Origin of the sequence: Paenibacillus barengoltzii NBRC 101215, assembly GCF_004000745.1 — a bacterium.
Classification (GTDB): domain Bacteria; phylum Bacillota; class Bacilli; order Paenibacillales; family Paenibacillaceae; genus Fontibacillus; species Fontibacillus barengoltzii.
On the sequence record NZ_BILV01000036.1, the window covers coordinates 1 to 26254 of the forward strand.

Below are 26254 nucleotides of genomic sequence, written 5' to 3' on the forward strand. Positions count from 1 at the left end.
AAGTTGGCGCAGTTAGGCGCAATAGCCAACCTGCGCTCTAACGCTTGCCAGCAACGCTATTAGGCCCAAAACGGAGGCGTTGCGATTCTAACACTTATGTGAAAGCTTATTTGCCGGTTTCCTCCTCCAAATGGAGCCATTTGGCGCAAATAAGCTCGCTGGCAAGCGTCAAAACGGATGCTTCTCGATTCTAACGCTTTATGAGAGGTAAGTTATCTCATTTGCGGCTAGGACCTATAAGCTTGAAGCAAAAAACAGCCCAGCAAATCCGCATTCGGATTTGCTGGGCTGGTATAGTCTGCTGCTGCCCGTCATCTTTATCTGCACTTCGTAGATGATGTACTTAGCGGTTCATCGGATGCTCCAGGTCCACGTGACCCATCAGTGATTCGACTTGCTGACCATCCACCGTCAACTCGATTTGCTGGACTTCCTCAAACTGAAACATTGTGTTCTTCAGCGCTTCGATCGCCAGCGACTCCCCGCCCGCACCAAGACGTGCTTCGTCCGGCAAGTGAATATCGATCGCTAACTGCCCGCTCTCCGAGTCGAACTTCACCGTATTTAGAACCACCTTCTCCCAAAGGGAGAGCAGACCGTCTTCTGCAGTTTGCAGCGCCTCAAAGGCGCTTTCATATTTGCTCTGATCCGCTGTAAATTCAATCTCACGCGGCGTCTGCTTCAGCTCCAACATATCATCATCTGTCAAATAAACCTGGATAGTCAGCTTCTCCGCCCCCGCTTGTGCATCGGTTTGGGGATCCCCCGAATCATCAGTACCGTTCACCGGCCCCTGCACCTCTTGCATCTGAGTTTCACCTTGCTGCGCACCGCTGCTTAGCGCAGCTTCCCTCTGATGCTCATTCTCCGGAGGTGAAGCCGTCGGCTTGTTACCGCATCCTGCAGCAACCCCCAGCATGGCCACCAAAGCCAGCAATACAGCCACTTTTCTCTTCATGCCGCTTCCCTCCTTGTCATATCTTATCGATCATAAGCCCAGATATTCTTTAATACCCGCGACAATCCCTTCTGCCACACGTTGTTGAAACTCCTCCGTGTACATTAATTCGGCATCGGTCTTATTACTCAGATAACCGACCTCAAGCAGCACAGCTGGCATCTTCGTTTCCCGTGTGACATGCAGGCTACTCTTTCTAACGCCGCGATCTTTTAAGCCCGTTGCCTTCACCAAATGCTGGTGCATGACATTCGCAAGCGGAATGCTCTCGTCTCGAGTGTAATACGTTTCTGTACCGCTAGGGTTGCTTGGCGGATCGATACTGTTACCATGAATCGATACGAACACCGCAGCCCCTTGATCATTGGCTACCTTCACCCGATCCTGGAGCGTCATGGTGACGTCCGTCATACGGGTCAGGATGACCTCTAAACCCGCTTCCTGTCGGAGCAACGCTTCGACTTTCAGCGCTACAGCCAGTGTAAACTCCTTCTCCTGTTTCTTCGTGACACTGATCGCCCCAGGCTGGCTGCCGCCATGACCTGCATCGATCACAACCAGCGGCCGGCCGCCTGCCACCGTATTGGTGCTAGGTACGTCTGCAGCCACTGTCAAATCAACGGTTACAAGCCCATCATCAAGGTTCGTGACCTTAAAATCTACGCTCCGGTTCAAATCGATGACAATCCGAACCGTTGACGGCGATTGGCTAAACAGCGAATAGCGGATCTGGGAGACGTCCGGATAATCGCTGACGGCAAATTGACCGTTCCGACCTGCGTCCAAAGGATGAACATCCCCAAAAGTTGGAGCAAAGTCGGCGTTGGGAACATCAATGACGAGCCGCTCAGGACCGCTCATTTTAAATACGTTTGGGGTCACGCTACCGGAAACGGCAAACATTAAACGGTTTTCGCTAAAGCTGATACCTTGGATCAACGCGATTGGGCTCTCGGCTTGGTTCCCCGTTGAAGCTCCCGGGTCGTATGTATAGTTATCCCCTGCCGCAGGCTGCCCTCCCGGAACGGAGTTTGGAGTCTCCGACCCTGGAGCTTGACTCGCCGTCCCCGGAACAACACCGGAGGCAGTACCTCCTGCAGGACTCGTTAAGTAAGCGGACTTCGTAAGATTGTCCCAGCTCACCTTCATCCCCATCTGTTCCCCTACAAAACGCAGCGGAACCAGCGTTGAATCTCCCTGCAAAAATGGAGCAGAACTCAGCTTCACCAGCTGACCGTCAACATAAGCGGTGTCTTGGCCCAGCGTAAGCTTCAGTTCGGTTCCCTCTTGGGAGATCGTAATCGTGCCGCTCTGCTTCTCCCAGCCAACTTGGTAACCCAAACCTTCGGCAACGACGCGCAGCGGCACCATTACGTTGCCTCCCACGATCCCCGCTTGGGCACCGGCAGGCTGTTCGAGCTCCTGGCCGTCCAGCACAATATGGGTTCCGGCTGCCTCCGCCGAGGCAGCGTAGGCGTTGTTCGCCAATCCCGGAAACACGAGCAAACCAACCAACATAAACATCATTAAGCCGAGTTTCTTCATCCGTAAATCCCTACCCCACCCTCGTATTTTGCCGAATCAAGAATCTTGTTGCCGGATACGCCACCAGACGAGGATCCAGTGAGCATTGTAAACGCCAACATTCCTAAAACGTTGCTAATTACTTCCATAATATCAGAAAATACTCTGGGCTGATAGACTTATATTTTCATAGATTGACAAAAAAAAGCCCCAGCTGCATCTCGCAGCCGGGACTTCCCGCCAAGTTCAGACGGTTTAAGCCAAATGCGCAAATTTCTTCTTCTCGTATGCCGCAATCAAATCTTCGTGCTGGAGCGTCAAACCGATATCGTCCAAGCCTTGCAGCAAAAACTGACGGCGGTGCTCATCCAAATCAAAGCTGATGTTCAAACCATACTCGTCGGTGATCGTTTTTTGCTCCAGATCCACCGTCAGTTTGTATCCCTCATGGGCAGCTGTGCGCTGGAACAGTTCCTCCACTTGTTCTTCCGACAGCTTGATCGGCAGGATGCCGTTCTTAAAGCAGTTGTTATAGAAAATATCCGCAAAGGACGGTGCAATTACACAACGGAATCCGTAATCCAAAATGGCCCATGGTGCATGCTCCCGCGAAGAACCGCACCCGAAGTTCACGCGTGAAATCAGAATGGACGCACCAGCGTAGCGCGGTTTGTTCAATTCGAACTCAGGATTCGGGTTCCCTTCCGTGTCAAACCGCCATTCATAGAACAGAAACTGACCAAATCCAGAACGCTCAATCCGTTTCAGAAATTGTTTAGGTATAATTGCATCGGTATCTACGTTGACACGGTCCACTGGACCTACGATCCCAGTATGTTTTACAAATGCTTCCATCGTCGATTCTCCCCTTTTCCCTTGATTAGCTCAGGACTTCACTCTTGATTTCCCATTCGCGCACGTCGACGAAATGACCTTTGATCGCCGCTGCTGCCGCCATCGCTGGAGAAACCAGATGGGTTCTGCCGCCGCGCCCTTGCCGTCCTTCAAAGTTACGGTTGGAGGTCGAAGCACAACGTTGCCCCGGCTGCAAGACGTCAGGGTTCATGGCCAGACACATACTGCAACCTGCATCACGCCATTCGAAGCCAGCTTCTTTGAAGATTTTGTCCAGACCTTCTTTCTCGGCTTGCAGCTTCACGCGGCCCGAACCTGGAACGACGATCGCCGTAACTTTGTCGGAAACCTTGTAGCCTTTCGCGATTTCCGCTGCTGCACGCAGGTCTTCGATCCGGCCGTTTGTACAGGAACCGATAAAGACGTAATCAATTGCGATATCCGTCATCGGCGTCCCTGGGGTCAAGCCCATGTATTCCAGCGCTTTCTCAGCGGCTTTGCGTTCATTCTCATTCTCGAAATCAGCTGGATTCGGCACCACACCGTTGATCCCCGTCCCCATCCCCGGGCTCGTTCCCCAGGTAACTTGCGGAATCAGCGAATCCACATCGAATTCGACGACGCGATCATAAGTTGCACCTTCATCGGTAGCCAGCTTCTTCCACTCTTCCACGGCTTGGTCGAATGCCGCTCCTTGTGGCACATGCTCACGGCCCCGCAGGTAATTAAACGTCGTCTCGTCCGGTGCAATCAAGCCTGCTCTTGCTCCGGCTTCAATCGACATATTACAAATCGTCATCCGCTCTTCCATGGACAGCTCACGAATCGCTTCACCTGTATACTCAATAACATAGCCGGTGGCGAAGTCCGTGCCGTACTTGGCGATGACACCGAGGATCATATCCTTTGCCGTTACCCCTGGTTTGCGTTTGCCCACAAAACGAACTTCCAGCGTTTTCGCTTTTGCCTGCTGCAAGCATTGGGTTGCCAGTACGTGTTCAACTTCACTCGTCCCAATCCCGAAAGCAAGTGCACCAAACGCACCGTGTGTGGACGTATGGCTGTCGCCGCAAACGATCGTTTTGCCCGGATGCGTCAGGCCCAGCTCCGGCCCCATAACGTGCACGACGCCTTGGTCAATCGTATCGAGGTCATACAAGGTGATGCCAAAATCGCGGCAGTTCTTGGCCAGCGTATCAATCTGCTGCTTCGAAATCGGGTCGGTAATGTTATAACGGTCTTTGGTTGGGACGTTATGGTCCATCGTAGCGAAGGTCAATTCAGGACGGCGCACTTTGCGTCCGCTAAGGCGAAGACCCTCAAATGCCTGCGGTGAAGTCACCTCGTGAACGAGGTGCAAATCGATATAGAGAATGCTCGGTTTGCCTTCCTCTTGATAAATAACATGGTTATCCCAGATTTTCTCGTACATTGTCTTTTTGCTGCTCATGATTAATCACCCCACAGAAGGATTCGTACACGTGATCAAGGCGAAAGGGCGGTTTGCTGCGCCCTCCGGCCTTGAATGTTGAATCCAATATAACATGATCGTGTTAATTGTTCCAAGATATAATATCTATAAACGCAATAGGTTTAGCTTATAAGTGGCACAAAAGGCGGCTGGCTACTTCACCAACCCGCCCCGCAGCGCCATCACAACCACCTGCGTCCGATCCTCGCAGCCAAACTTCTGCAAGATCCGGTGGACATGGGATTTTACCGTCCCTTCGGTAATAAACAACTTGGCCGCTATTTGCTCATTACGAAGTCCATAGGCCATCTCCTGGAGAATCTCCTGTTCGCGCTCAGTCAACGGCTCCAGCAACTTCACTTGCAGTACATTATCAGGAGCGGACAGTGATGCAGAGGCTATCGCTTCCTGCAAGGCGCCGGAGGCAAGTTTCGTCTTATAGATGGCTTCTCCCCGATAAGCTGCCCGGATCGCTTCAATCATGTCGCTTGCTTCCGCATCTTTTAATAGGTAGCCGACAGCGCCGGCACGAATCCCTTCTAGCACATAGTCCTGATCATCAAACGTCGTCAAAATCACGATTTTAACCCCTGTTTGCTGCGCCATGATTCGCTTTGTCGCTTCAATTCCGTCCATGAACGGCATCTGTACATCCATCAGAATGACATCCGGATGCAGCTCCTCCGCCATTTTGACCGCATCGTTTCCGTTTCCCGCTTCACCAACGATCTGCAGATCAGGCTGCAAGCTGAGAATATAGCCAAAGCCTTGGCGAATCATGTTCTGATCGTCAACGAGCATCACTTTAATCCGGTTTGCTTCCGTCATGAGCCTCCTCCTTTCCTTCCGTATCCTGTTGGTTTGGCTCGCTCTTCACCGGGAGTTTGGCCACAATCTCCAAGCCGCTTGGTTCATGTGCCGCAACCTGCAAACTTCCGCCGATCTCCTCCACCCGAGTTCGCATCGTTTTTATCCCAAACCCTTCGGTGATGGGCTGCCCGACTGGCAGCTTGCCGTTATCCCGAATGCGCATCACGACCTGATCCATCTCCTTCCATAGACGAACTTCCACCTCGGTGGCTTCCGCATGGCGTACCACATTGGTGCTGGCTTCTTGTAATATTTTAAACAGAATCCCGTAGACTTTGTCTCCCAAATCCTCATCTGGCAGCTCGTCATCCATCACGCAGCGAATTCCGGATGAAGCTTCAAAACGTGACAGTAGGGCTTTTAGGGCAGATTTGCCGGAGAACGAGGAGTCATCCGCCAGCGCATGAACGGAGTTGCGGATATCTTGAAGACCCTGACGTGCGACGACCAACATCTCATCAATCGTTTGTTCCGATCGTTCAGGATCCTGCCGGACCATGAACCGCAGCGCTTGGAGTTGGACGATCAAGGACGTGAGGCTGTGGCCGACGGAATCATGAATATCTCTGGCGATGCGCGTACGCTCCTCCAAGATCGCAAACCGCATCGAGGTTACGGAAGCCTCCTGCAATTCATCATACGCCTTCCGCAGCTCTGCAATATGACGGAGATTTTGCTCATGCATTTCTTGACGCAACATCCGACGGCGAATAACAGAGTACAGAAAGATCGCAAGCGAGATATAGCTCATGATCTCAGGCAGATTTAAGGCGCCATAATGGATGAATAGAACGGCCGTAATCAACAGCGTCAGGATAGCAGGCCACAGCGGCTTCGGCATAATCAAGCGGAACAGTGCATAAAACACGACGAAAATGAGGAAGTAGACCAACTCCCAATCCTGATACCAGACAAAATTCATCCCCGTAATCACAACAAGCAGACCCAATGCCGCCCAGGCATGCTTGGGAGTCCATTGGGATTTCGGAAGGAACAGGATGCAGGCATAACTCAGCCAAATCAGCCCGTTCAAGGCACTTTGAGACGGGGTTCCGTCAAACAGCCCGGCCGAAAACATGGAAATTAAAATAACCACGCTGATGACAGCAGGTCGAAGGAGAATTGTGCTTTTTCCCATGGACATCGAAACGTGACCTCCAAACGTTGGATGTCTTTACCTTATCATAGCCTATCTCTATCTGGAGATAGAAATTTGACGGTGGCAATTCTAACCCGAGACAGTCTCGAACGAGAGCGGATGCGTACAGAGCTCGATCTGTTCCTTACTGGACGAGCACGATCAATGCGGGGAGCGTCAAAAAGGAAGCGAGGGTCGTCCATACGATACATTTTGACACTAGACCCGAGGCGGCATCAAATCGCTCGGCCAGCACAACGGCATTCACCGCAACCGGCATACAGGCTTGAATGAACAAGACTGAAAACAGCAGACCCGAAATGCCCAGCAGCTTTAATGTTACAAGAGCCACAAACGGTGCTAGTAGCAAGCGAATGGCCGTGCCCGTCCAGAATCCGGCAGGCTTAACCTGCTTCGCCTCCGCCCGGCCAACCTTGATCATTTGCGCGCCTAAGATCGTCAGCACCACCGGCGAATAAGCGTCCGCGACCATGCCTATCCCTTGCTCCAACCCGGCTGTCAGGTGAAGCCCAAAGCATTTTAGAAATACAGCCAGCGCCGCCGCATACACCGCTGGCAGGGTAAACACCGATTTGACTGCATTTTGAACTGAAAACTGGGAACGTGCCGCAAAATAAACGCCTGCCGTATTTACAATGATCATTTGCGTGATGACGTACACGGAAGCTTTATCTAGACCCAGTTGGCCAAAGGCCAGCAGCACGAGCGGCAGTCCGTAATTGGCGCTGTTCGTTAAGGTGGAGATCAGTGTCAAACCGGCCTGCTCCGCCGGATCCAGACGGGCGATCTTCCCGATCCCTTGGGCAATGCCCCACATAAACAGCAGATTCACCAGGGCGAAGCCGATTGTGCTGTACAGCTCATCCGTGGAGATATGGGCACCCCGCAGCGTGTCAAAGATTATAGCCGGACTTAGCACGTACAAATACAACGTAAGCAGCGGCTTCGTGTCCCAGGCGCGAAACCGGGCCAATATCGCCCCGGCGGCAACCGGAACCGCCAGCGGCACCAGAACGCCTAAGAGCGTCGATACAACCGAATGGAGCATCACAGCACCCCCTTCTTAGAATTGCCTCCTATTTTAACGGCCGGATCCTTCCATCGTCCAAGACTTGTAAGCAATATGGTTGATAGACAAAACCTATACCCTTGTTCCAACCAAAAAAAGAGCAACCCGTCCGAGAAACTTCCCAGCGTGGTTTGCTCCATTTCTACCCAAGCTTAAAACGAATCGATCCCCATCACATGATCCAGCGGTACCGGTCCGATGCTGCGGCTGTCATTACTGTTGTTCCGGTTATCCCCCATCACAAATACGTGGTTCTCCGGTACATGCCATATCTGCGCCGCGCGGGGATCCATCTGCTCCTTGATGTAAGGTTCCTCCAGCTGTTGCCCATTGCGGAACACATGTCCATCCTTCACTTCAATCGTATCACCTGGCAAGCCGATCACGCGTTTGACATAGAAAACATCGTCCTCTTCCCTACCGGAAAGCCAAGTGATGATCGGATGCTCCTTCACGTCGTCCCAGAACGTACGGCTCCGGTCTACCCGGCTGTCGATGATGACGATGTCGCCATAAGCCGGCAGCTTCTCCAACACATGCGTAAACTTCCAAGCGTAAATGCGTTGATTGTCCGTCAAGGTTGGTTCCATCGAATGACCGTCAACTTTATAAGGTTGAATGATAAAAATGCCGATAATCATGCTAAGTACAAAGCCTAGGACGATGGAGAAGCCCCATCCGCCGAGTTCTTTCCACCATGTTTTCCGTTTCAAGCGAAAAACCTCCACACTCTTGATGTTTGTCTCTTATTATAAAGGCAAGTCACATACCAATACAAATATCTATATGTTATAGTGTACTTATAGGTTATACTTATAAGATCAAGAAGGTTTATTCCTTAATGAACCAAAGGGGTTAATGCTATGGAACTTCGTCAACTTCTATACACTATAAAGATCGCCGAGGAAAAGAACTTCTCCCGGGCCGCCGACAAGCTCCACATCGCTCAGCCATCACTTAGCCAGCAGCTGTCCAAGCTGGAACAGGAGCTCGGGGTGAAGCTGTTCCAGCGCAATACGAGTACGGTTGAGCTAACCTATGCCGGTGCCAGCTTTATTGCGCACGCCCAAAAAATCATGGACGCCGTCGCCCAGCTCCGTCAGGAAATGGACGACATTTCCCAGCTCAGAGCAGGCCGCGTTGTGGTCGGCAGTATGCCGATTACCGGCTCTCACCTGCTCCCTTACGTGCTTCCTGCGTTTAAAGCGAGCTACCCCAATATTCAAGTGACCCTGTTGGAAGATACGTCCCTGAACCTGGAGAAACTGACGGCCGAAGGCGGTACTGACCTCAGTCTGCTGTCCCTGCCGTTGCAGGAGCCCACGCTCTCTTACGAACCGGTTGGTGAAGAGATCATCGATTTGGCAGTTCCTCCGGACCATCCGCTGACGAAATTGCCCGGGGTATTAGAGCAGGGTGTTCAGATGAAGCAACTGGAAAACGAACCGTTTATCGTGCTCAAAAAAGGCCAGGGCTTCCGTAAAATGACTGCCGACCTATGCCGGGAGGCCGGGTTCGAGCCGAATGTCGTCTTTGAGAGCAACAATATCGAAACCGTACAATCGCTGGTAGCCGCCGGGATGGGCATTACACTGGTGCCGCGGTTTATCGCCCGAGCGAAACGCAGCGAGTTGATCCCGGCGTATTTACCTCTTGCCGCTCCAGCCCCAAGCCGGACGCTAGTGATCGCCTACCGCAAAGGACGTTATCTATCCAAAGCTGCGGAGGCTTTTATCGAGACGTTTAAAAAGACGATGAAGGAACGCCAAACGTCACATCAATCATAAGCTTGCGGACGGCGGTCGTCGAAGACGGGAATCCGGCGGCGGACTTGATCAACCAACGTCAGGTCAATGCTGGCGATGACCACTTCCTCTGCTTCGCCGCCCTCAGCCACGATCTCCCCCCAGGGGTCGATGATCATCGAATGGCCGAAAAACTCATCGCCGCCACTTTTCCCCGTCCGGTTGCAGGCGATGACGTACATTTGATTTTCGATCGCCCGCGCAATGAGCAGCGTACGCCAGTGGTTAAGCCGCGGGATCGGCCATTCCGCCGCCACAAACAGCAGCTTCGCCCCGCGTAACGCCAAGCTGCGGGTCAGCTCTGGGAAGCGGATATCGTAACAGATGGCTGCCCCGGCCGTCACGCCATCCAGCTCAAACGTCGCGCTCCGTTCTCCCGGTTGCAGATACTTCTCCTCTTCCATCAGTCGAAACAGATGAATTTTAGAGTATGCGGCCGCCTCATCCCCGTTGCGGTCAAAGACCAGCATCGTATTGTAGACTTGACCGCTGCGATTTTCGGCAATCGAGCCGCCAATGATATGGATCCCATGACGCCGGGCGAAGGCAGACAGCCATGCCCGGTTGTGCTGTCCCTCCGGATCAGCCAACCGGCCAATTTCCGTCAAGGCGTATCCCGTATTCCACAGCTCCGGCAGCAGGATGACGTCTGGTTTCTCTGCAGCGTGAACTGCTCGTTCCATTGCCTCCTCGAACTTGGTCCGGTTCACTTCGGGTTCCCCTAAGGCGACATCGCATTGAATCATGGCGATCCGCCAATGACTGGACTGTAGACTCACTTTCTTTGCACACCGCCTTTTCGTAGGCTTCACTTTGCTTAAATCTCATCATAATGGTGCCTGGGTTGAATCGCAAGCCGAACGTGAATGAAACCAAAAGAAGCGATGGTTGCGCCATTTCGGCGCTTTTCCCTTTGCAATGCCAGGGGACGCGTGGTATGCTTACATTACATGAGAACCATAAACGGACATTTTGATAAAACGCATTGACGGGACCAGTACGAAAGTACGCGGCAAGACAGAGAGTAAATTCCACCGGCTGAAAGAATTTACATGCTAGCCCTTTCCGAATCCTATCCCTGAGCGGCCGGCCGAACAAGCCGGACAGCGCCCCTGTTACCGGGCATTGAAGTTGGATGAGCTTGTCTCATCAATAAAGGTGGTACCGCGGAAGTCGAAACTTTCGTCCTTTGCATGCAAAGGCGAAAGTTTTTTTATTTATATCTATCGTTCGAGGAGTGATCCCCATGCTGCGACGCATCGTCGTCAAAATTGGCAGCAGTTCGCTGACATCGTCAGAAGGAGGTTTAAACCGGGAGGCCGTGGCGTATTACGCATCCGAATTGGCCGGGTTGATTGAGGCCGGATACCAGCCATTGCTGGTCACCTCCGGCGCTGTGGCCGCCGGGTTTCGTGAAATCGGCTACTCCGAACGGCCTAAGCTGCTGCATGAGAAGCAGGCTTCGGCTGCCGTTGGTCAAGCGCTGCTGATGCAGGCTTATCGCGAAGAATTGGCTCGACACGGAGTGACTGCGGCCCAGGTGCTGCTGACCCGGTCCGATTTCCAAAACCGTAAGCGAACGGGCAACGCCAGCATGGCGATCGAAGAGCTGTTGAAGCGAAACGTGCTGCCGATTATTAACGAGAACGATACCGTTTCGCTGGATGAATTGAAGTTCGGCGACAACGATACGTTGTCCGCCCTTGTCGCTAACCTGATTCACGCCGATCACCTGCTGATCCTGACCGATATGGACGGTCTGTACACCAAGGATCCGCGTCTGGATCCACAGGCCCAGCGGATCAGCCGGGTCACGGAAATCACCGGCCAGATCTATGCGATCGCCGGCGGTGCCGGCTCCTCCGTCGGTACGGGCGGTATGAGGTCGAAAATTGACGCCGCGAAAATCGCTTCGCTCGGAGGCGTTCCGGTCTTCGTCGGAAAGGTCGCCTCCCCCGGCGATCTGCTGGCCGCTTTGCACGGCGATGGGCATGGCACCTATTTCGAAGCCCACGGTGCCTCGCTGCCGCGAAAGAAGCAGTGGCTGGGCTTCTTCTCCACCCCAATCGGGACGCTGACGGTAGATGCCGGTGCTGAGGAGGCGCTGATCCGCGGCGGACGAAGCTTGCTTCCAGTTGGCGTCAAAGAGGCCAGCGGACAGTTCCATACCGGCGATGTCGTAGAGGTTATCAGCGCAGGCGGCGAGGTATTGGGACGCGGCATCGTTAACTATGATGCGGAACAGCTCCACAGCATTCTCGGGCTCCCCAGCACCGAAGTATTCAAGAAGTTGGACAGCGTCCATCGTTTGGAAGTCATCCACCGGGACGAATGGATCTCATTAAAAGCATAATTCATCCATCCGTTTTCACAGGATTTTTAAGGAGGTATACCTATGAGTGAAGTAAGAGAAAAAGCGAAGCTGGCCGGAACGGCCGTGTCAGTTCTGAATCGTCTGACAACGGCGCAAAAAAACGACGCTCTGCTGGCAGTCGCCGATGCGCTTGTTCGCAACAGCGATGCGATCCTCGCGGCCAATGAAGAGGATCTGCAGCGGGGACGGGATAACGGGACATCTTCTTCCTTATTGGATCGCCTGGCATTAACCCATGCGCGCATTGAAGGGATCGCTGAAGGACTGCGGCAAATCGTCGAGTTGCCTGACCCGGTAGGCGATGTGCTGGAAACGATCAACCGTCCGAACGGGCTGCATATCATCAAACGCCGCGTCCCGCTTGGCGTCATTGGGATCGTCTATGAAGCGCGGCCGAACGTAACGGTAGATGCCATGGGCTTATGCCTGAAGACAGGCAATGCCGTTGTGCTTCGCGGCGGCTCCTCCGCCTTGTCCTCCAACCGACAAATCTTAAAGATTATCCACGAAGCGCTTGCGGGAACGCAAGTTCCGGTTGATGCTGTTCAACTGATCGAGGATCCAAACCGCGCCTCTGTTGACGAAATGCTGAAGCTCAACGGATTGCTGGACGTCGTGATTCCACGCGGCGGCAGCTCGCTGATCCAGACGGTCGTGCAAAATGCCACAGTTCCAGTCATCGAGACGGGTGCGGGGATCTGTCATACGTATTTGGATGCCTCAGCCGATCCTGTGATGGCGACAGAGATCGCGATGAATGCCAAAGTTCAGCGTCCTTCGGTCTGCAATTCGATGGAAACGCTGCTGGTGCATGAGGCGTTTGCCGCACAACATTTGCTTGAGCTGGCGAATCGTTTCAAGGAAGCCGGGGTTGAACTGCGGGGCGATGAGGCCGCAAGACAGCTTATCTCTTGGGCAGTACCCGCGACGGATGAGGATTATGCCACGGAGTATAACGACTATATTCTCAACGTGAAAATCGTTCGCAATCTGGACGAAGCGATGGCGCATATCGCCCGCTTCGGCACGAAGCACTCCGAGTGTATCGTGACCCAAGACAGCGCGAATGCTGAACGGTTCCAGCAAGAAGTTGATGCTGCGGCGGTGTACCATAACGCTTCCACTCGCTTCACCGACGGATTCGAGTTCGGGTTCGGCGCGGAGATCGGCATCAGCACCCAGAAGCTGCATGCCCGCGGTCCGATGGGGCTGACTGCGCTCACCTCAAGTAAATATATCATCCAGGGGAATGGACAAATCCGGCAGTAACGGGGCGTCCCCCCTTTTTTTCAACCAAAATAATAACCGGAGGTCATATCCTATGAAAACAATACCTTCTCTGTCCGCCTCCACCATCTGTTTCTATGGAGCAGGTTCGATGGCTGAAGCGATCGTACGCGGCTTGCTCCATAAGCAAGTTGCCAGCGCGGATCAAATTGTGATGCTGAATCGCTCGAACCGGGAACGGCTCGACTATTTAGCCCAAACCTACCAGGTCCAAACAGCATCTGAAGCGGACGCAAAGCAGATCTATTTGCGGGACGCATCGATTATCGTCCTGGCGATGAAGCCGAAGGATGCCGGTGAAGCTCTGGCTGGATTGGGCCCACTTCTGCGCGAGGGTCAGTTGATCGTCTCCCTGATTGCCGGTTTATCCATTTCGACGATTCAAGCGCTGCTTGGCAGCCCGGTCGCTGTCGCCCGCACGATGCCCAACACCTCCTGCTCCATCGGACAAGGTGCGACGGGAATCTCCTTCTCTCCGGAGACCACCGAGGAACAGCGCGCCCAAGTCTTGTCGATGTTTGAAGCGGTAGGGATGGTTAGCGTGATCCCAGAGGATCAAATGGAAATATTGACGGGCGTATCTGGGAGCGGACCTGCATATGTTTATTATCTGATGGAAGCGATGATTGAAGCGGGCATCGAAGGCGGATTAACGCCTGAGCAATCTCGTGATCTTACCGTACAGACGGTACTTGGCGCTGCCCTCATGATGTCAGAAACCGGCGAAGCGCCTACCAAGCTGCGTGCAGACATCACCTCGCCCAACGGTTCGACGCAAGCGGCGATCGGTGTGCTGGAAGCCGGCAGCTTTCAGCCAAACGTAAAAGCTGCGGTTCACCGGGCCGCCGAACGCTCGAAAGAAATGGGCGAAGCCGTCAAACAAGCGCTGTTGTAAGAAGCTGCAGCCGTATGGTGCAGCGATGGTCGGCACTGCGCGTAAGGCCAATAGGAAAGGGGGACGGCAGCATGAACTACGTCGATATCCCATGGGAAGAAAAACAAGCGGCGCTGGACGCCATCCAACGCCTGCGGGAGGAGTTCGCCGCCCGCGGTTGGTTTCCCGCTTCCAGCGGAAGCTTGTCGATGCGGGTCGGGCGGTATAAGCCGGACCGGTTTGTGTTTGCCATAACGGCCGACGAGACGTATTGGTCGGAGCTGTCAGCGATCCCTTCCCCTTCGGTTGGCGCGCTGTTCGTCGATGCCGCCAGCGCCCCCTGCGAGCCAACGCGGCTTAAACCTTGTTCCGATGCACCGATTCACGCGAGAATCTACCGGATGACCGGCTGCGGCGCGATCGTACACGTACATACGACGTTCAACAACGTGCTCAGTGACTATTTTGCTGCGGATGGCGGCGTTCCACTCAAGGGGAACGAGTTGCTCAAAAGCTTAGAGATCTGGGAGACGCAGGCGGAGGTTCGAGTGCCAATTCTGCCGAACGCCGCTGAGCTCCCAGCCATCCTCAAGCAAATCCCAGGCAGTCTAGATACCCGTGTGCCGGCGTTGCTGCTGCAAAATCACGGGGTCTATGTCTGGGGAACCAACATTGCTGAGGCGAAGCGCCATCTGGAAGCGCTGGAGTTTATGTTTGAAGTGCTGTACCGTTCCCTGCTGTTGCCTCCCAAGGAGTATCATGCCTAAAAAACAACTCGCGACAAGCGATAAGCGGAGTGATTAAACTACCATCAGCAGCTCCCGCAATTACGCTAACCGCGAGTTTTTTTACATTTGCCTAAGATCTTGCTTTATCTCTCGATAAATTCCGCATACGCCTTCGCGTCCATCAAGTTCGCCAACGCGACGTTAGCGTCCTCCTTCAATCGAATATGGACCATCCAGCCCCCATCATACGGCTCTTCATTGACGAGCTCCGGCGCGGTATCCAGCTCCCGGTTCACTGCCAGCACTGTCCCACTGACCGGCGTAAACAAATCGGCCACCGTCTTCACGGATTCGATCGTTCCGATGCCTTCCTGCGCTTCGAATTCCTGCCCTGGCTCGGGCAGCTCCACGAATACAATGTCGCCCAGCCGATGTTGGGCGACATCGGAGATGCCGATCTTCACCGTTCCATCTCCCATATCAAGTACCCATTCATGCTCATCGCTGTACAACACGTTTTCCCTGATCTCACTAGCCAAAGCTTGCTCCTCCTCTTTCGGATGATCTAGTGTACCTTAAATTCTGTGGAAGATTCATCTTTGTATTTCCCTCGTTCAGATTATTCCAAACCTAGCTATCATGTCAATATTATTAACACATTTGATAGAGTCTAGTAAAATGTAAGCGTAGCCTTTTCCAGTAAACGAAATTAATTAAAATTATTATGATAACTTTATTGACATCTAGACAGATTTTGAGTATTAATGAGATGTGTAAGCTGCGGTTGATGGCAGGGGGAGAGATTACAATTACGGGATTGTAACGCCGAAGGAGCAAGCCGCGAAGCGGTGAATCTCTCAGGCAAAAGGACCTCTGCCGGACGCAACTCTGGAGAGCATTCACGTGGAGGTATCTTTTACGTGAATCACCCAAGGGGAAACCTGCGCGAGCTTCGAGCCTCCGCACAGGGTAACTCTCAGGTACAAAGGACAGAGCCTGGAAGAACCGTTAGACCTCTATGCAGGTTAGCGGGTTTTCTTTGGCCTGTCCTTTTTTTGCTGTTCTCAAAAATTGGCCGATCCGGCCCTTACGAGGTGATGGTAATGTCCGAATCCGCTTTGCGGCGTACGCCGCTCTATCCCGGATATGCGCGTTATGAAGGAGTCCGCTGTATCGATTTCGGCGGTTGGGAGCTGCCGGTGCAGTTCAGCGGCATCCAGAAAGAGCACGAAGCCGTGCGCGAGCGCGCTGGTCTGTTTGACGTATCGCATATGGGTGAATTTTACGTGGAGGGCCCTGAGGCGGAACGCTTCCTGCAACACATGACCACTAACGACGTGACCCTGCTTCAACCAGGAAAAGCCCAATACACCTTGCTCTGTTATCCCAATGGCGGTGTGGTGGACGATCTGTTGATCTATCATCTGGAAGAAGGCAAGTACATGCTGGTGGTCAACGCCTCGAATATTGACAAAGACTGGGACTGGCTGCAGCAGCACCTTCCCGCTGAAGGGGTAACCATGCGGAATGCCTCTGACGAGACTGCGTTGCTTGCCGTTCAGGGGCCGCTCGCCGCCTCCCTCCTCTCCCCGCTTTGCGAAGGGGAGGATCCTGAAGCGTTGCGTCCGTTCACGTTTATTCGGGAAGCTCGGATTGCCGGGATCCCCGTCTTGCTGTCCAGAACCGGGTATACCGGTGAGGATGGGTTCGAGTTGTATGTCGCGGCCAAGCAGGCCCAAGCGCTTTGGGACGTTGTGATGAAAGCCGGGGAGAGCCAGGGCCTTCTCCCCGCTGGGCTGGGCGCCAGAGATACGTTGCGCTTTGAAGCTTGCCTGCCGCTGTATGGTCAGGAGCTGGGCCCTGAGATTACCCCGCTCGAAGCCGGCTTAAACCGATTCGTGAAGCTGGAAAATGACGACTTCATCGGCCGCGATGCGTTGATCAAGCAGCGGGATCAAGGCCTTCCTCGCCGGCTCGTTGGCCTGGAGATGATCGACCGCGGGATTCCGCGCACCCATTACCCGGTATTTGCCGAAGGCTCAGAGGAACCGATCGGAGAAGTGACGACAGGTACGCAGTCGCCAACGCTGAAAAGAAACCTCGGAATGGCGATCCTCGCCACCCGTTATGCCGCCCCCGACACGATCGTAGAGGTCGACATCCGTGGCAAGCGGCTGCAGGCCAAGGTCGTCCCGTTGCCGTTCTATCGCCGAAACCCTGCCGCCAAGCAGTGAAAGGAGAACAGGAAATCAGATGCTTAAACATCGCTATTTACCATTAACCGAACAAGATCAAGCGGAGATGCTGCAAACGATCGGCGTAAGCTCCGTCCAGGAACTGTTCAAGGACATCCCGGAGAACCTTCGCTATCAAGGGGAACTCCCGGTATCTCCCCGCCTTGACGAATACGCGCTGACCCGACACTTATCCGAACTGGCCGGGCGCAACGCCGACACCGATCGGTATACCAGCTTTCTAGGTGCCGGAATTTATGATCATCACATCCCTTCCGTCATTCAGCACGTCGTATCCCGATCGGAATTTTATACCGCGTACACACCGTATCAACCGGAAATCAGTCAAGGCGAACTGCAGGCGATATTTGAATTCCAATCGTACATCTGCGAACTGACTGGCCTTAAGGTCGCTAATGCGAGCATGTACGACGGAGCCACCGCTTTAGCGGAAGCTGGCAACCTAGCCGCAGCGGCTACCAGACGCAAACAGCTGGTCGTCTCCCGCACCGTCCATCCGGAAGCACGCGAGGTGCTCGCCACTTACGCCCACGGCTTGAATCTGGAGATCGTTGAGGTTGGTTGGGAACAAGGTGTGACCGATCGCGAGGCACTTACTGCGGCCATCACTAAGGACACCGCAGCTGTCTTGATCCAAAACCCGAATTTCTTTGGCTCCCTGGAAGATCTTCGAGCCATTGGCGAACTAGCTCATGCCCAAGGGAGCTTGCTGATCGTCAGCAGTAATCCGCTCGCTCTGGGCCTGCTGGAAGCGCCAGGGAAGCTTGGTGCCGATATCGTCGTTGGTGACGCCCAGCCTTTGGGGCTGGCTCCCTCCTTTGGCGGTCCAACCTGCGGCTTCTTCGCCGTATCGAAAACGTATATGCGCAGGATCCCTGGCCGGATCGTTGGGCAGACCACCGATCGCAACGGCAAGCGCGGGTTCGTCCTGACCTTGCAAGCCCGTGAGCAGCATATTCGCCGCGAGAAAGCGACCTCGAACATCTGCTCCAACCAAGCGTTGCTTGCTTTGGCTGCCTCCGTTTACTTATCCGTGATGGGTAAGCAAGGCATGGCTGAAGTGGCAGAGCTGAATTTGCAGAAAAGCCATTATGCCAAACAGGTGTTCACTGCTATCCCTGGCGTAAGCGCCGCTTTTGAGTCACCGTTCTTCAACGAGTTTGTGCTTCAGTTGCCGGAGGGGACTGATCTGACCAAACTGCAGCGGGATCTGCTTGCCGCCGGATTTATCGGCGGGTACGATCTGGGACGCAGCTATCCTGAACTCGCCGGCCATCTGCTGGTCGCCGTGACGGAGAAGCGCAGCAAAGCGGAAATTGACCAATTCGCCCGCGTACTGGAGGAATCAATATGCTCGAAATAAAAGAGACGACGAAATCTGATGAATTGTTGATATTTGAGCGCAGCCGCCCTGGGCGGATCGGCTATTCTCTACCGGAATGCGACGTTCCAACCACCCCGAAGGAAGAGCTCGTCCCCCAGGGCATGCTGCGGAGCGAAGGCCTCGCTTTTCCCGAAGTTTATGAAGTGGACGTGATTCGGCATTATACCGCGTTGTCCCGCCGGAATTTCGGGGTAGACAACGGTTTCTATCCGCTGGGCTCCTGTACGATGAAGTACAACCCGAAGGTGAATGAAGATGTTGCACGTTACCCTGGCCTGGCAAAAATCCATCCTTATCAACCGGAGGAAAGTGTGCAAGGGGCACTTGAACTGATGTACCGTCTGCAGCAGGATTTAGCCGGACTCACCGGCATGGATGCCGTGACACTGCAACCGGCGGCCGGAGCCCACGGGGAATGGACCGGCCTGATGATGATCCGCGCTTACCACGAAAGCCGCGGCGAGAAACGCACCAAGGTGATCGTGCCGGACTCTTCGCACGGCACGAACCCAGCCAGCGCCTCGGTCGCCGGCTTCGAGACGGTGACCATTCCGTCCACCAAGCGCGGCATGGTGGACCTGGACGCGCTGCGCGCCGCCGTTGGCGAGGACACGGCGGCGCTGATGCTCACCAACCCGAACACGCTGGGCTTGTTCGAGGAACAGATCCTGGAGATCGCCGACATCGTGCACGGAGCCGGCGGATTGCTGTATTATGACGGCGCGAACTCCAACGCCATCATGGGGATCGCCCGCCCTGGCGATATGGGCTTTGACGTCGTGCATCTCAACCTGCACAAAACGATGAGCACCCCGCATGGCGGCGGTGGTCCGGGCGCCGGTCCAGTTGGCGTCAAGGAGCGGCTCATACCGTTTCTGCCTGAACCCCGAATCGTAAAGGACGAATCCGGGCGGTACGCCATCCGCGGTGCTCGCTCCGAAGAGGCCGCTGGCGGCGCTGAGAGTGGATCGGCCAGCTCGATCGGCCGAGTGAAAGCTTTTTACGGTAACTTTGGCATCCTGGTTCGCGCATATGCTTATATCCGCAGCTTAGGCCCTGATGGACTCCGCCAAGTCTCGGAAAATGCCGTGTTAAACGCCAACTATATGATGAAACGCTTGGCGCCTTATTACGAGTTGCCGTACCCGGATCAACCATGCAAGCACGAATTCGTCATGTCCGGCAGCGGGCTGGCGAAGTACGGCATCCGCACGCTGGACGTCGCCAAGCGGCTGCTCGATTTCGGCTATCATCCGCCAACCATCTACTTCCCGCTGAACGTAGAGGAATGTATCATGATTGAACCGACGGAAACCGAAAGTAAGGAAACGCTGGACGGCTTTATTGACGTCATGATCGCCATCGCCAAGGAAGCCGAAACGAATCCGGAAATGTTACGGAACGCTCCGTACACCACTCCGGTGACGCGTCTGGACGAAACTGGCGCCGCCCGGAAGCCAGTATTGAACTGCGCTTGCGGCTAAGATCATGCAAGCAAAAAGAGATGCTGCTTGAATAGCAGCATCTCTTCTTTGTTCCATCAATGATTTAGAAATAAACCACCCAGATCACAAGCGCCAGCAAAATGCGATATACCGCAAACGGCACCAGCTTGATGCGGTCGATTAGCTTCAAGAAGAATCGGATCGCCAACAATGCAAACACGAAAGCACTGATAAATCCAACAATAAAGAACGGCAGTGCATCGATCGTGAAATATTCCAGGTTCTTCATCAGGGAGATCAAGCTGGCCCCAGCCATGATCGGAACGGCCATGATAAAGGTGAAGTCAGCCGCGGCCCGGTGGCTCAAACCTAGCAGCACCCCGCCGGAAATCGTCGAACCCGAACGGGAGAAGCCCGGCCAGATCGACAGACATTGGAACAACCCAATGCCGAGCGCCTGCTTGTACGTAATTTGGTCAACAGTATCCACACTTGCGCGCTTGGGCGCAAACCGGTCGGCAGCGATCATCAGCAGCGCTCCGATCACCAGGCCAATTAACACGGTTGCGGTGGAGAATAGATGCTCATCAATAAAATCCTCAAATAACACACCAAGAATCCCGGCAGGAATCAACCCTACGATCACCTGCATCAGCTTCAACCGCGGTCCGCTCTGTCTGGCCGCTTCCCCTTTGGCCTTCGGCATCCAGCGCGACAGCCCCAGCAAATCGATAAATCGGTTGCGGAACACGACCAAGACCGCCAAAATCGAGCCGAGTTGGATCACGACTTTAAACGTGTTCGCCACATACTTTGAACCGAGCAGCTCCTCGGTTTTCAGCCACATATCATCCACAATGATCATATGTCCCGTGGAGGACACCGGCGCAAACTCCGTAAGTCCCTCCACCAGGCCAAGAATAATAGCTTTCATGAGTTCCAACAAGTTCATTTCGTAGGTTTCTCCTTATCTCTCTGTTTTGATGTTGTCGCGAAGCTCCTTCTTTCTCCGACGCAGCCAGAGGAAGCCCACCAACAATACTCCTAAAGCGATCATAGCATAGGCGATGTTAGAATACACGTCCATAAAGGCGACGATCTCTGCCCAGGAACCTCCTACCGCCGCTCCAAGCAAGACGAGCGCCACGTTCCAAATCAGCGTCCCGATCGTGGTAAACAGCAGGAACAGGCCAAATTTCATTTTCGACATGCCGGCCGGAATCGAGATCAAGCTGCGAATCAGCGGAACCATCCGGCAGAACAGTACCGTCCAATAGCCATATCGATCAAACCAGGCATCCGCGCGGCGGACATCTTCTTTTTTCAGGCGCAGGAACCGACCGTAACGATCGATCCACCCTTCCAATCGGTCAACGTTCACCAAATACCCGATCCCATACAAGATCACGGCGCCAAACACCGAACCAAGCGTCGAGAAGACGATCACCCCTGACGGTGTTAAGCTCGTATAGGTGGTCATAAAGCCACCAAAGGTTAAGATTACTTCCGACGGAATCGGGGGAAATACGTTTTCCAAGGCAATCAGCAGGAAGACGCCAAAATAGCCAAACCTCTCCATAAAGTCTGTAATCCAGTTCTCCACGTTGTACCTCCCGTATTTAGCGAATCGCTTTTTTGACGTTGCGTAAGTAACGGGCCTGAATAAAGAAGAAGTAAACGACTTGCACCAGCAAAAAGCTAGCCAAGATCAACACGGTTTGCCAAGCGACCGAAAAGTTAAACAAGCTTTGCATGGCCTTAAACGCAAACAGGCTATGGACGATGGCCAGCGCGATCGGCACGAAGAACAACACCCCAACCTGGCGAGTAATGATTCGCGCAAGTTCTTTATCCGTGAGGCCCAGCTTCGACAACGCCCCATACTGCCGCCGATCATATGCCAAATCACTGTACAACCGAAAATACAGAAAGCTCCCCGCTGCGATAAAAAAGACAGTGCCCACCAGTAAAGCGAAAAACAGCAAGGCTCGGTACGTTGTGCGCTGCACTTCCGCCAAGGTGCCGCTGACGGTCATGGCGTAAGGCCGGTCCGACTCGTAGCTGACTCTCCCGTTGTCGGTCAGCTCCGCCGCCAGGCCGCGGGTAGATTCCAGAGCATCCACGTAAAACCCGGTAAACCGGTCCATCCCCAACCCTTCGCCCTCCTCTGCCGAAGCCGCCTTAAGCCGCTCCAGCAAGGGATCGCTGACCACCAGCCCGGAAAACGAACCCTCCCGATCATCGCCAGTCGTAGGTGTTAGATTCTCGGGCAGGGCGACATGCTGACTAATGCCGATCTCGTGGACCGTAAGCTCCGGTGCACCCGCAAAGGTGTAGGAGACCGGCTTGCGCTGCAGGAGTTGCGGTCTCTCCCGCTCCGAACCAAGCAGCAGTAGCGCCTCTCCGTCTTTCGGCGAACTCTCGGACACTGCGATCCCCGCCGCCTCCAGCAACCGTTTATAATCCGTGAACGAGATCAGCGGCAGCCGATCCAGCGTGTTGGAAGAGCTTGAAGATACCACTTCCGCGAGAATGATAGGCAGGCTTAGTGTACGGTACGCAATTCCGCGTGACCCAAGCTCACTTCGAATCGCCTCCAGATGCTCATCCTCTGCTTCGCTATCTCCTTTGGCCACATAGGCGATGTCCACCGGATAATCCTGTTCAAATTGATCCGCGAGCCGATTGACCGAGGCGAAGGCGCCTACCGCACAGAACGTGACTGTCGAAATGATCGTCACAAGAAAGAACATCCGGGCATTCTCTTTCATTCGGTAAGCGAGACTGGATACGGTAATCAAGTTTGTTTTATTCCAATAATAATCGAGTTGCCGTTTGATCCGTTGAATCAGAAACACACTTAGCTGCGTGTAGAAGAAATACGTACCCGCTATCGTCATCGCTGTCACCGGCAGCATACGGGTCAGCACGTTGGACGCCGTAGCTGTAGCCGCCAGCCCATAGCTGATACCAAGCAACCCTGCCCCCAGCAACGATAAAATCAGGGAAGCCTGCGGCGGAGAGGCGGGCTTCATCTCGGCCTGGAACAACTCAATCAACCGGTGCGAACCCAGCAGCATGGTCGTACAAAGCGAAATGATCAGAAACAACAGCGAGAACGCCCCTAATGTCAGCAACAAACCTTGCCAAGGCACATGAAAGGATAGCTGTGGAACACCGAGCAGATTGGAGCCTGCCATCAGAAACAGCTTGGCCAGCAGAAGTCCCCCGCCAATTCCACACACCAGCGCCCCTGCACCAATCAATAGATGCTCCAGGAAGACGAGGTTGCGCAATTGCTTCTCGGTCATGCCGTGCAGCAGCAAGATCCCAAACTCGCGCTTGCGCGAGCGTAGAAATGACCCCACGGAGTAAATCACGAAGAAGAATACAAACACGTACATGATCACTTCGGCGGACCAGAGCACTAACACAGCTGAACGATACATCACTTCTTGCTGAAGGCCGGGATGAAACAGAAACAAAGCGCAGACGAAAAAGATCATTACCGAAAACGCGCTACTCAGAAAATAAGCAGCGTACGTTCGTTTGTTCCGCAGGACATTGTTATAGGCGAATTGACGAAAGGTCATGACTGTCCCCTCCCAGCAGCGACATCATGTCGATGATTTTCTGGAAGAAGGCCTGCCGATTGTCCCCGCGATACATTTCGTTGTACAGCTTCCCATCTTTGATGAAAATGACCCGATGGCAATAACTCGCCGCCAGCGCATCATGTGTGACCATCAGAATCGTCGCCCGATGCGATTCATTCATGGCAGCGAACGCCTCCATCACATCTCGGGAAGCCTTCGAGTCCAGGTTGCCTGTCGGCTCATCGGCCAAGATCAGCGAAGGCTGATGGATCATCGCGCGGGCAATCGCTGTCCGCTGCATTTGCCCGCCCGACAGTTCATAAGCATATTTGGACAGGATTCCCTCGATCCCAAGTCGCCGCGCCATCTCTAGCGCCTTGGCTTTCATGACCGGGACAGAAACCCCATCCAACGTTAAGGGCAATACGATGTTCTCCTCCACCGTCAGCGTGTCCAGCAGGTTGAAATGCTGAAAAATAAACCCCAGCTCCCGCCTCCGGAACAACGCCGTCTGCTCCCGATTCATCCGTTGCGGGTCCTGCCCCTGCAAAGTAACCGTCCCCGAAGTGGGTTCGTCGATGGTGGCGATAACATTAAGCAGCGTTGTTTTGCCGCTGCCGGACGGCCCCATGATGCCAACGAACTCTCCTTCCTGGATTCGGAAACTTACACCATCCAAGGCTTTGGTCGCAATTTTCCCTTCATAGATTTTCGTTAACGCCGATACTTCCAATACCGCCATGCTGATCTAGCGCTCCTTCTTATTCAGTCCATCTATCTCGATTATAGGAAAGCTGTCAGCCTGCGCTCCATCGCTTAACCTTACAGTTACCTTACTCCCTTGTAAGCTTTACGGGTTCGGTTGAAAGATAATCCGCACGGTCGTCCCTGCACCGTACTGCGATTCCAGCTCCAGACGATGCCCTAGCTTCGTACAGATTTCCTTCGCTAAGTACAACCCCATCCCGGTGGATTCCGGAAAGCTCCGACCGTTGTCTCCCGTAAAATAAGCGTCGAATACCCGCGGCAGATCACTGGCTGGAATCCCTATGCCTTCATCCTCAATCTCCAGCACCGTCTCACGTCCGCGTACAAAGCCGTGGAAATACAGATTCGCCCGTTCCTTCACGGTATATTTCACAGCATTAGTGATCAGCTGCGTCAGCACGAATGACAGCCATTTCTCATCCGTAGTAACCTGAAGTCCCTCAGGAATTTCGATCATGGGATAAACCTTACGCCGGATGAACAATCTTTTCTGGGCTGACGTCACGGAACGTACCAAGACCGCCAAATCGAGTGTTTCGGCCACAAAATCATGCTCAAACGTATCCAACCGAGCTGTATAAAGCACCATTTCCAATCCTTTGCGCAACCGATCCAGCTCATCGGCAATTGCCACAGACTGAGTGTCATCTTCATGCTGCACCATCAGATGGATGACGGACAACGGCGTTTTCATTTGATGCACCCATTGATTGATAAAATGGCGATGCCCCTCGATCTTGCTCTGCTGCTCGCCGATTTCCTGCAAGTACAGACGATATTGCGCCTTCAAGAAGCGCTGCAGGGAGTCGGCCAGCGGCGAGCCCGGCTTCATTTCGGCAAAGGAGCGCAGCGAATCGGGCATCTGCTCCAGCAAGCGGTAGAACGAGCGGTTGGTCCAATAACGGACGATGAGAAAGATAGCCAAGATGCACGTGCTCAGGAGCGCCCCGTATACACTGATCGCCGCATGGCGGTAACCGTCAAGCCAGTACACCAAAGTCAATACAGCGAGTTGCAGCAAATACACGATAATATACGGACGTTGATCCCGCCAAAATAAACGCATGGGCTCACTCCCCCCAAAGAGGCACGAGCCGATAACCTTGACCTCGAACAGTTTGCAGCGCATTATCAATCCCGAGAGCGGACAGCTTCTTTCGCACCCGAGTCACGTAAACGTTAAGCGTATTATCGTCGACAAACGCCTGGTCATCCCAAATCTTCTCCAGCAGTCGGTCCCGGCTGACCACCTGCTCGATTTTACTCATCAACTCGTCCAAAATTTTAACCTCGGTTAAGCTCAGCTCAATTCGTTGATCCCGCAAGCTGAGGGACAGGCGGTCCCGGTCCAACCGCAGCCCGGCGACCGTTACCGTACGGTCATCTCCACTCCCGGCATAAGTTCCATAGGCGCGGCGCAGCTGGCTTTTGATTTTGGCAATCACGATATCGTAATCAAACGGTTTGGTGATATAATCGTCAGCTCCATTTTCCAAGGCCATCACCTGATCCATCTTTCCTTCACGCGCCGACAAGAACACGATTGGACAGGTCGATAAGTTGCGGATCTGGCGACACCAATAGTAGCCGTCGTATTTCGGCAGGTTGACGTCCAGCAGCACAAGATGCGGAGCGTAGCGCTCAAACTCGGTTTTCACTTCACTGAAGTCCGAGGCCGCCAACGTTTCGTAGCCAAACCGTTGTAAATATTGCTCCAGCAGCTCCACAAGCGGCTTGTCATCTTCCACAATAAAGATTTTGAACATCGTGTTTCTCCTTTTCTAGCAATCCCACTCCCTGCATTGTAGCAAATAATCCCCCCAGAAATAAAA

At 53.8% G+C, this 26254-nt stretch carries 24 protein-coding genes and 2 riboswitches; of the genes, 8 read left to right on the forward strand and 16 right to left on the reverse strand.

The genetic code is table 11. The features are described 5' to 3' along the window. Positions 1–343: 343 nt before the first annotated feature. The 8 genes from PBA01S_RS11585 to lepB form a co-directional block, all read right to left on the reverse strand. Positions 344–958, reverse strand: coding sequence for a GerMN domain-containing protein (locus PBA01S_RS11585; RefSeq protein ID WP_127576027.1), 615 nt, complete (start codon positions 956–958; stop codon positions 344–346). Positions 959–988: 30 nt separating this feature from the next. After that, the gene (locus PBA01S_RS11590) at positions 989–2503 is read right to left on the reverse strand and encodes an N-acetylmuramoyl-L-alanine amidase family protein (RefSeq protein ID WP_127576028.1); all 1515 of its coding nucleotides are present in this window, start codon (positions 2501–2503) and stop codon (positions 989–991) included. Positions 2504–2737: 234 nt separating this feature from the next. Then, on the reverse strand, positions 2738–3337 hold the full coding sequence (gene leuD, locus PBA01S_RS11595; protein ID WP_009225922.1) for a 3-isopropylmalate dehydratase small subunit: 600 nt from the start codon (positions 3335–3337) through the stop codon (positions 2738–2740). 25 nt (positions 3338–3362) lie between these two features. Further along, entirely contained in the window at positions 3363–4787 is a 1425-nt protein-coding gene (leuC, locus tag PBA01S_RS11600; protein WP_028540199.1) for a 3-isopropylmalate dehydratase large subunit, read from the reverse strand. A gap of 174 nt (positions 4788–4961) precedes the next feature. Beyond that, positions 4962–5636, reverse strand: coding sequence for a response regulator (locus tag PBA01S_RS11605; protein WP_085169193.1), 675 nt, complete (start codon positions 5634–5636; stop codon positions 4962–4964). After that, on the reverse strand, positions 5614–6822 hold the full coding sequence (locus PBA01S_RS11610; RefSeq protein ID WP_085169195.1) for a sensor histidine kinase: 1209 nt from the start codon (positions 6820–6822) through the stop codon (positions 5614–5616). Before PBA01S_RS11610 ends, PBA01S_RS11605 begins: the two co-directional genes overlap by 23 nt. A 139-nt stretch (positions 6823–6961) precedes the next feature. Next, a complete protein-coding gene (locus PBA01S_RS11615; RefSeq protein WP_127576029.1) occupies positions 6962–7885 on the reverse strand; it encodes an AEC family transporter in 924 nt (307 codons plus the stop codon). 173 nt (positions 7886–8058) lie between these two features. Further along, positions 8059–8619: a signal peptidase I gene (lepB, locus tag PBA01S_RS11620; RefSeq protein WP_085169199.1), complete on the reverse strand. Its 561-nt coding sequence runs from the start codon at positions 8617–8619 to the stop codon at positions 8059–8061. A gap of 150 nt (positions 8620–8769) precedes the next feature. Here lepB and PBA01S_RS11625 point away from each other — a divergent pair, with 150 nt between their 5' ends. Then, complete coding sequence (locus PBA01S_RS11625; RefSeq protein ID WP_028540196.1) at positions 8770–9693, forward strand: LysR family transcriptional regulator; 924 nt, start codon at positions 8770–8772, stop codon at positions 9691–9693. Here PBA01S_RS11625 and PBA01S_RS11630 read toward each other — a convergent pair. Then, positions 9684–10457 (reverse strand): carbon-nitrogen family hydrolase, encoded by a 774-nt coding sequence (locus PBA01S_RS11630; protein ID WP_127576040.1) that lies wholly within the window; start codon positions 10455–10457, stop codon positions 9684–9686. The two genes, PBA01S_RS11625 and PBA01S_RS11630, sit on opposite strands and share 10 nt — an antisense overlap. A 500-nt stretch (positions 10458–10957) precedes the next feature. On the opposite strand from PBA01S_RS11630, the gene proB reads away from it, so the two are divergent. The 4 genes from proB (at position 10958) to mtnB (ending at position 15013) form a co-directional block, all read left to right on the forward strand. Next, positions 10958–12064 carry a glutamate 5-kinase gene (gene proB / locus PBA01S_RS11635; protein WP_028540194.1) on the forward strand — a complete coding sequence of 369 codons (1107 nt, stop codon included), beginning with the start codon at positions 10958–10960 and terminating at the stop codon, positions 12062–12064. A gap of 42 nt (positions 12065–12106) precedes the next feature. After that, positions 12107–13354, forward strand: coding sequence for a glutamate-5-semialdehyde dehydrogenase (locus PBA01S_RS11640; RefSeq protein WP_085169203.1), 1248 nt, complete (start codon positions 12107–12109; stop codon positions 13352–13354). A 52-nt stretch (positions 13355–13406) separates the two neighbouring features. Continuing rightward, the gene (proC, locus tag PBA01S_RS11645) at positions 13407–14267 is read left to right on the forward strand and encodes a pyrroline-5-carboxylate reductase (RefSeq protein WP_127576030.1); all 861 of its coding nucleotides are present in this window, start codon (positions 13407–13409) and stop codon (positions 14265–14267) included. A gap of 71 nt (positions 14268–14338) precedes the next feature. Then, the gene (gene mtnB, locus PBA01S_RS11650) at positions 14339–15013 is read left to right on the forward strand and encodes a methylthioribulose 1-phosphate dehydratase (RefSeq protein WP_127576031.1); all 675 of its coding nucleotides are present in this window, start codon (positions 14339–14341) and stop codon (positions 15011–15013) included. A gap of 104 nt (positions 15014–15117) precedes the next feature. Here mtnB and gcvH read toward each other — a convergent pair whose 3' ends face one another. Beyond that, the gene (gene gcvH, locus PBA01S_RS11655) at positions 15118–15513 is read right to left on the reverse strand and encodes a glycine cleavage system protein GcvH (protein ID WP_085169209.1); all 396 of its coding nucleotides are present in this window, start codon (positions 15511–15513) and stop codon (positions 15118–15120) included. Between the two features lie 245 nt (positions 15514–15758). After that, positions 15759–15857: riboswitch (glycine riboswitch) on the forward strand. A gap of 3 nt (positions 15858–15860) precedes the next feature. Continuing rightward, positions 15861–15969, forward strand: a riboswitch (glycine riboswitch). Positions 15970–16077: 108 nt separating this feature from the next. On the opposite strand from gcvH, the gene gcvT reads away from it, so the two are divergent. The 3 genes from gcvT to gcvPB are packed head-to-tail and all read left to right on the forward strand — an operon-like array spanning position 16078 to position 20097. Next, the gene (gcvT, locus tag PBA01S_RS11660; RefSeq protein WP_127576032.1) at positions 16078–17208 is read left to right on the forward strand and encodes a glycine cleavage system aminomethyltransferase GcvT; all 1131 of its coding nucleotides are present in this window, start codon (positions 16078–16080) and stop codon (positions 17206–17208) included. Positions 17209–17227: 19 nt separating this feature from the next. Further along, positions 17228–18592, forward strand: coding sequence for an aminomethyl-transferring glycine dehydrogenase subunit GcvPA (gene gcvPA, locus PBA01S_RS11665; RefSeq protein ID WP_127576033.1), 1365 nt, complete (start codon positions 17228–17230; stop codon positions 18590–18592). Then, positions 18580–20097 (forward strand): aminomethyl-transferring glycine dehydrogenase subunit GcvPB, encoded by a 1518-nt coding sequence (gene gcvPB / locus PBA01S_RS11670; protein WP_085169214.1) that lies wholly within the window; start codon positions 18580–18582, stop codon positions 20095–20097. Before gcvPA ends, gcvPB begins: the two co-directional genes overlap by 13 nt. Positions 20098–20161: 64 nt before the next feature. Here the strand turns inward: gcvPB and PBA01S_RS11675 are convergent, their stop codons facing one another. The 6 genes from PBA01S_RS11675 to PBA01S_RS11700 all read right to left on the reverse strand — a co-directional run bounded on the left by PBA01S_RS11675 (position 20162) and on the right by PBA01S_RS11700 (position 26188). Continuing rightward, entirely contained in the window at positions 20162–21010 is an 849-nt protein-coding gene (locus PBA01S_RS11675; RefSeq protein WP_028539144.1) for an undecaprenyl-diphosphate phosphatase, read from the reverse strand. Between the two features lie 15 nt (positions 21011–21025). Beyond that, positions 21026–21661, reverse strand: coding sequence for a DedA family protein (locus PBA01S_RS11680; protein ID WP_028539145.1), 636 nt, complete (start codon positions 21659–21661; stop codon positions 21026–21028). A 16-nt stretch (positions 21662–21677) separates the two neighbouring features. Continuing rightward, positions 21678–23651: an ABC transporter permease gene (locus tag PBA01S_RS11685; RefSeq protein ID WP_028539146.1), complete on the reverse strand. Its 1974-nt coding sequence runs from the start codon at positions 23649–23651 to the stop codon at positions 21678–21680. After that, positions 23626–24396, reverse strand: a complete 771-nt coding sequence (locus PBA01S_RS11690; RefSeq protein ID WP_085169216.1) for an ABC transporter ATP-binding protein — start codon at positions 24394–24396, stop codon at positions 23626–23628. Before PBA01S_RS11690 ends, PBA01S_RS11685 begins: the two co-directional genes overlap by 26 nt. 108 nt (positions 24397–24504) lie before the next feature. Next, positions 24505–25488 carry a sensor histidine kinase gene (locus PBA01S_RS11695; RefSeq protein WP_085279321.1) on the reverse strand — a complete coding sequence of 328 codons (984 nt, stop codon included), beginning with the start codon at positions 25486–25488 and terminating at the stop codon, positions 24505–24507. Between the two features lie 4 nt (positions 25489–25492). Next, positions 25493–26188, reverse strand: coding sequence for a response regulator transcription factor (locus PBA01S_RS11700; protein WP_028539149.1), 696 nt, complete (start codon positions 26186–26188; stop codon positions 25493–25495). Positions 26189–26254: the final 66 nt, after the last annotated feature.

Excerpts from the sequence above, each read along its gene's own strand:
- gcvPB (WP_085169214.1), top strand. The coding sequence starts at position 18,580 with ATGCTCGAAATAAAAGAGACGACGAAATCTGATGAATTGTTGATATTT.
- PBA01S_RS11640 (WP_085169203.1), top strand. The coding sequence starts at position 12,107 with ATGAGTGAAGTAAGAGAAAAAGCGAAGCTGGCCGGAACGGCCGTGTCA.
- PBA01S_RS11685 (WP_028539146.1), bottom strand. The coding sequence starts at position 23,651 with ATGACCTTTCGTCAATTCGCCTATAACAATGTCCTGCGGAACAAACGA.
- PBA01S_RS11700 (WP_028539149.1), bottom strand. The coding sequence starts at position 26,188 with ATGTTCAAAATCTTTATTGTGGAAGATGACAAGCCGCTTGTGGAGCTG.
- PBA01S_RS11630 (WP_127576040.1), bottom strand. The coding sequence starts at position 10,457 with ATGATTCAATGCGATGTCGCCTTAGGGGAACCCGAAGTGAACCGGACC.
- PBA01S_RS11585 (WP_127576027.1), bottom strand. The coding sequence starts at position 958 with ATGAAGAGAAAAGTGGCTGTATTGCTGGCTTTGGTGGCCATGCTGGGG.
- PBA01S_RS11615 (WP_127576029.1), bottom strand. The coding sequence starts at position 7,885 with ATGCTCCATTCGGTTGTATCGACGCTCTTAGGCGTTCTGGTGCCGCTG.
- proC (WP_127576030.1), top strand. The coding sequence starts at position 13,407 with ATGAAAACAATACCTTCTCTGTCCGCCTCCACCATCTGTTTCTATGGA.
- PBA01S_RS11675 (WP_028539144.1), bottom strand. The coding sequence starts at position 21,010 with ATGAACTTGTTGGAACTCATGAAAGCTATTATTCTTGGCCTGGTGGAG.
- PBA01S_RS11695 (WP_085279321.1), bottom strand. The coding sequence starts at position 25,488 with ATGCGTTTATTTTGGCGGGATCAACGTCCGTATATTATCGTGTATTTG.
- leuD (WP_009225922.1), bottom strand. The coding sequence starts at position 3,337 with ATGGAAGCATTTGTAAAACATACTGGGATCGTAGGTCCAGTGGACCGT.
- PBA01S_RS11610 (WP_085169195.1), bottom strand. The coding sequence starts at position 6,822 with ATGTCCATGGGAAAAAGCACAATTCTCCTTCGACCTGCTGTCATCAGC.
- PBA01S_RS11625 (WP_028540196.1), top strand. The coding sequence starts at position 8,770 with ATGGAACTTCGTCAACTTCTATACACTATAAAGATCGCCGAGGAAAAG.
- mtnB (WP_127576031.1), top strand. The coding sequence starts at position 14,339 with ATGAACTACGTCGATATCCCATGGGAAGAAAAACAAGCGGCGCTGGAC.
- gcvT (WP_127576032.1), top strand. The coding sequence starts at position 16,078 with ATGTCCGAATCCGCTTTGCGGCGTACGCCGCTCTATCCCGGATATGCG.
- proB (WP_028540194.1), top strand. The coding sequence starts at position 10,958 with ATGCTGCGACGCATCGTCGTCAAAATTGGCAGCAGTTCGCTGACATCG.
- PBA01S_RS11690 (WP_085169216.1), bottom strand. The coding sequence starts at position 24,396 with ATGGCGGTATTGGAAGTATCGGCGTTAACGAAAATCTATGAAGGGAAA.
- PBA01S_RS11590 (WP_127576028.1), bottom strand. The coding sequence starts at position 2,503 with ATGAAGAAACTCGGCTTAATGATGTTTATGTTGGTTGGTTTGCTCGTG.
- PBA01S_RS11605 (WP_085169193.1), bottom strand. The coding sequence starts at position 5,636 with ATGACGGAAGCAAACCGGATTAAAGTGATGCTCGTTGACGATCAGAAC.
- gcvPA (WP_127576033.1), top strand. The coding sequence starts at position 17,228 with ATGCTTAAACATCGCTATTTACCATTAACCGAACAAGATCAAGCGGAG.
- leuC (WP_028540199.1), bottom strand. The coding sequence starts at position 4,787 with ATGAGCAGCAAAAAGACAATGTACGAGAAAATCTGGGATAACCATGTT.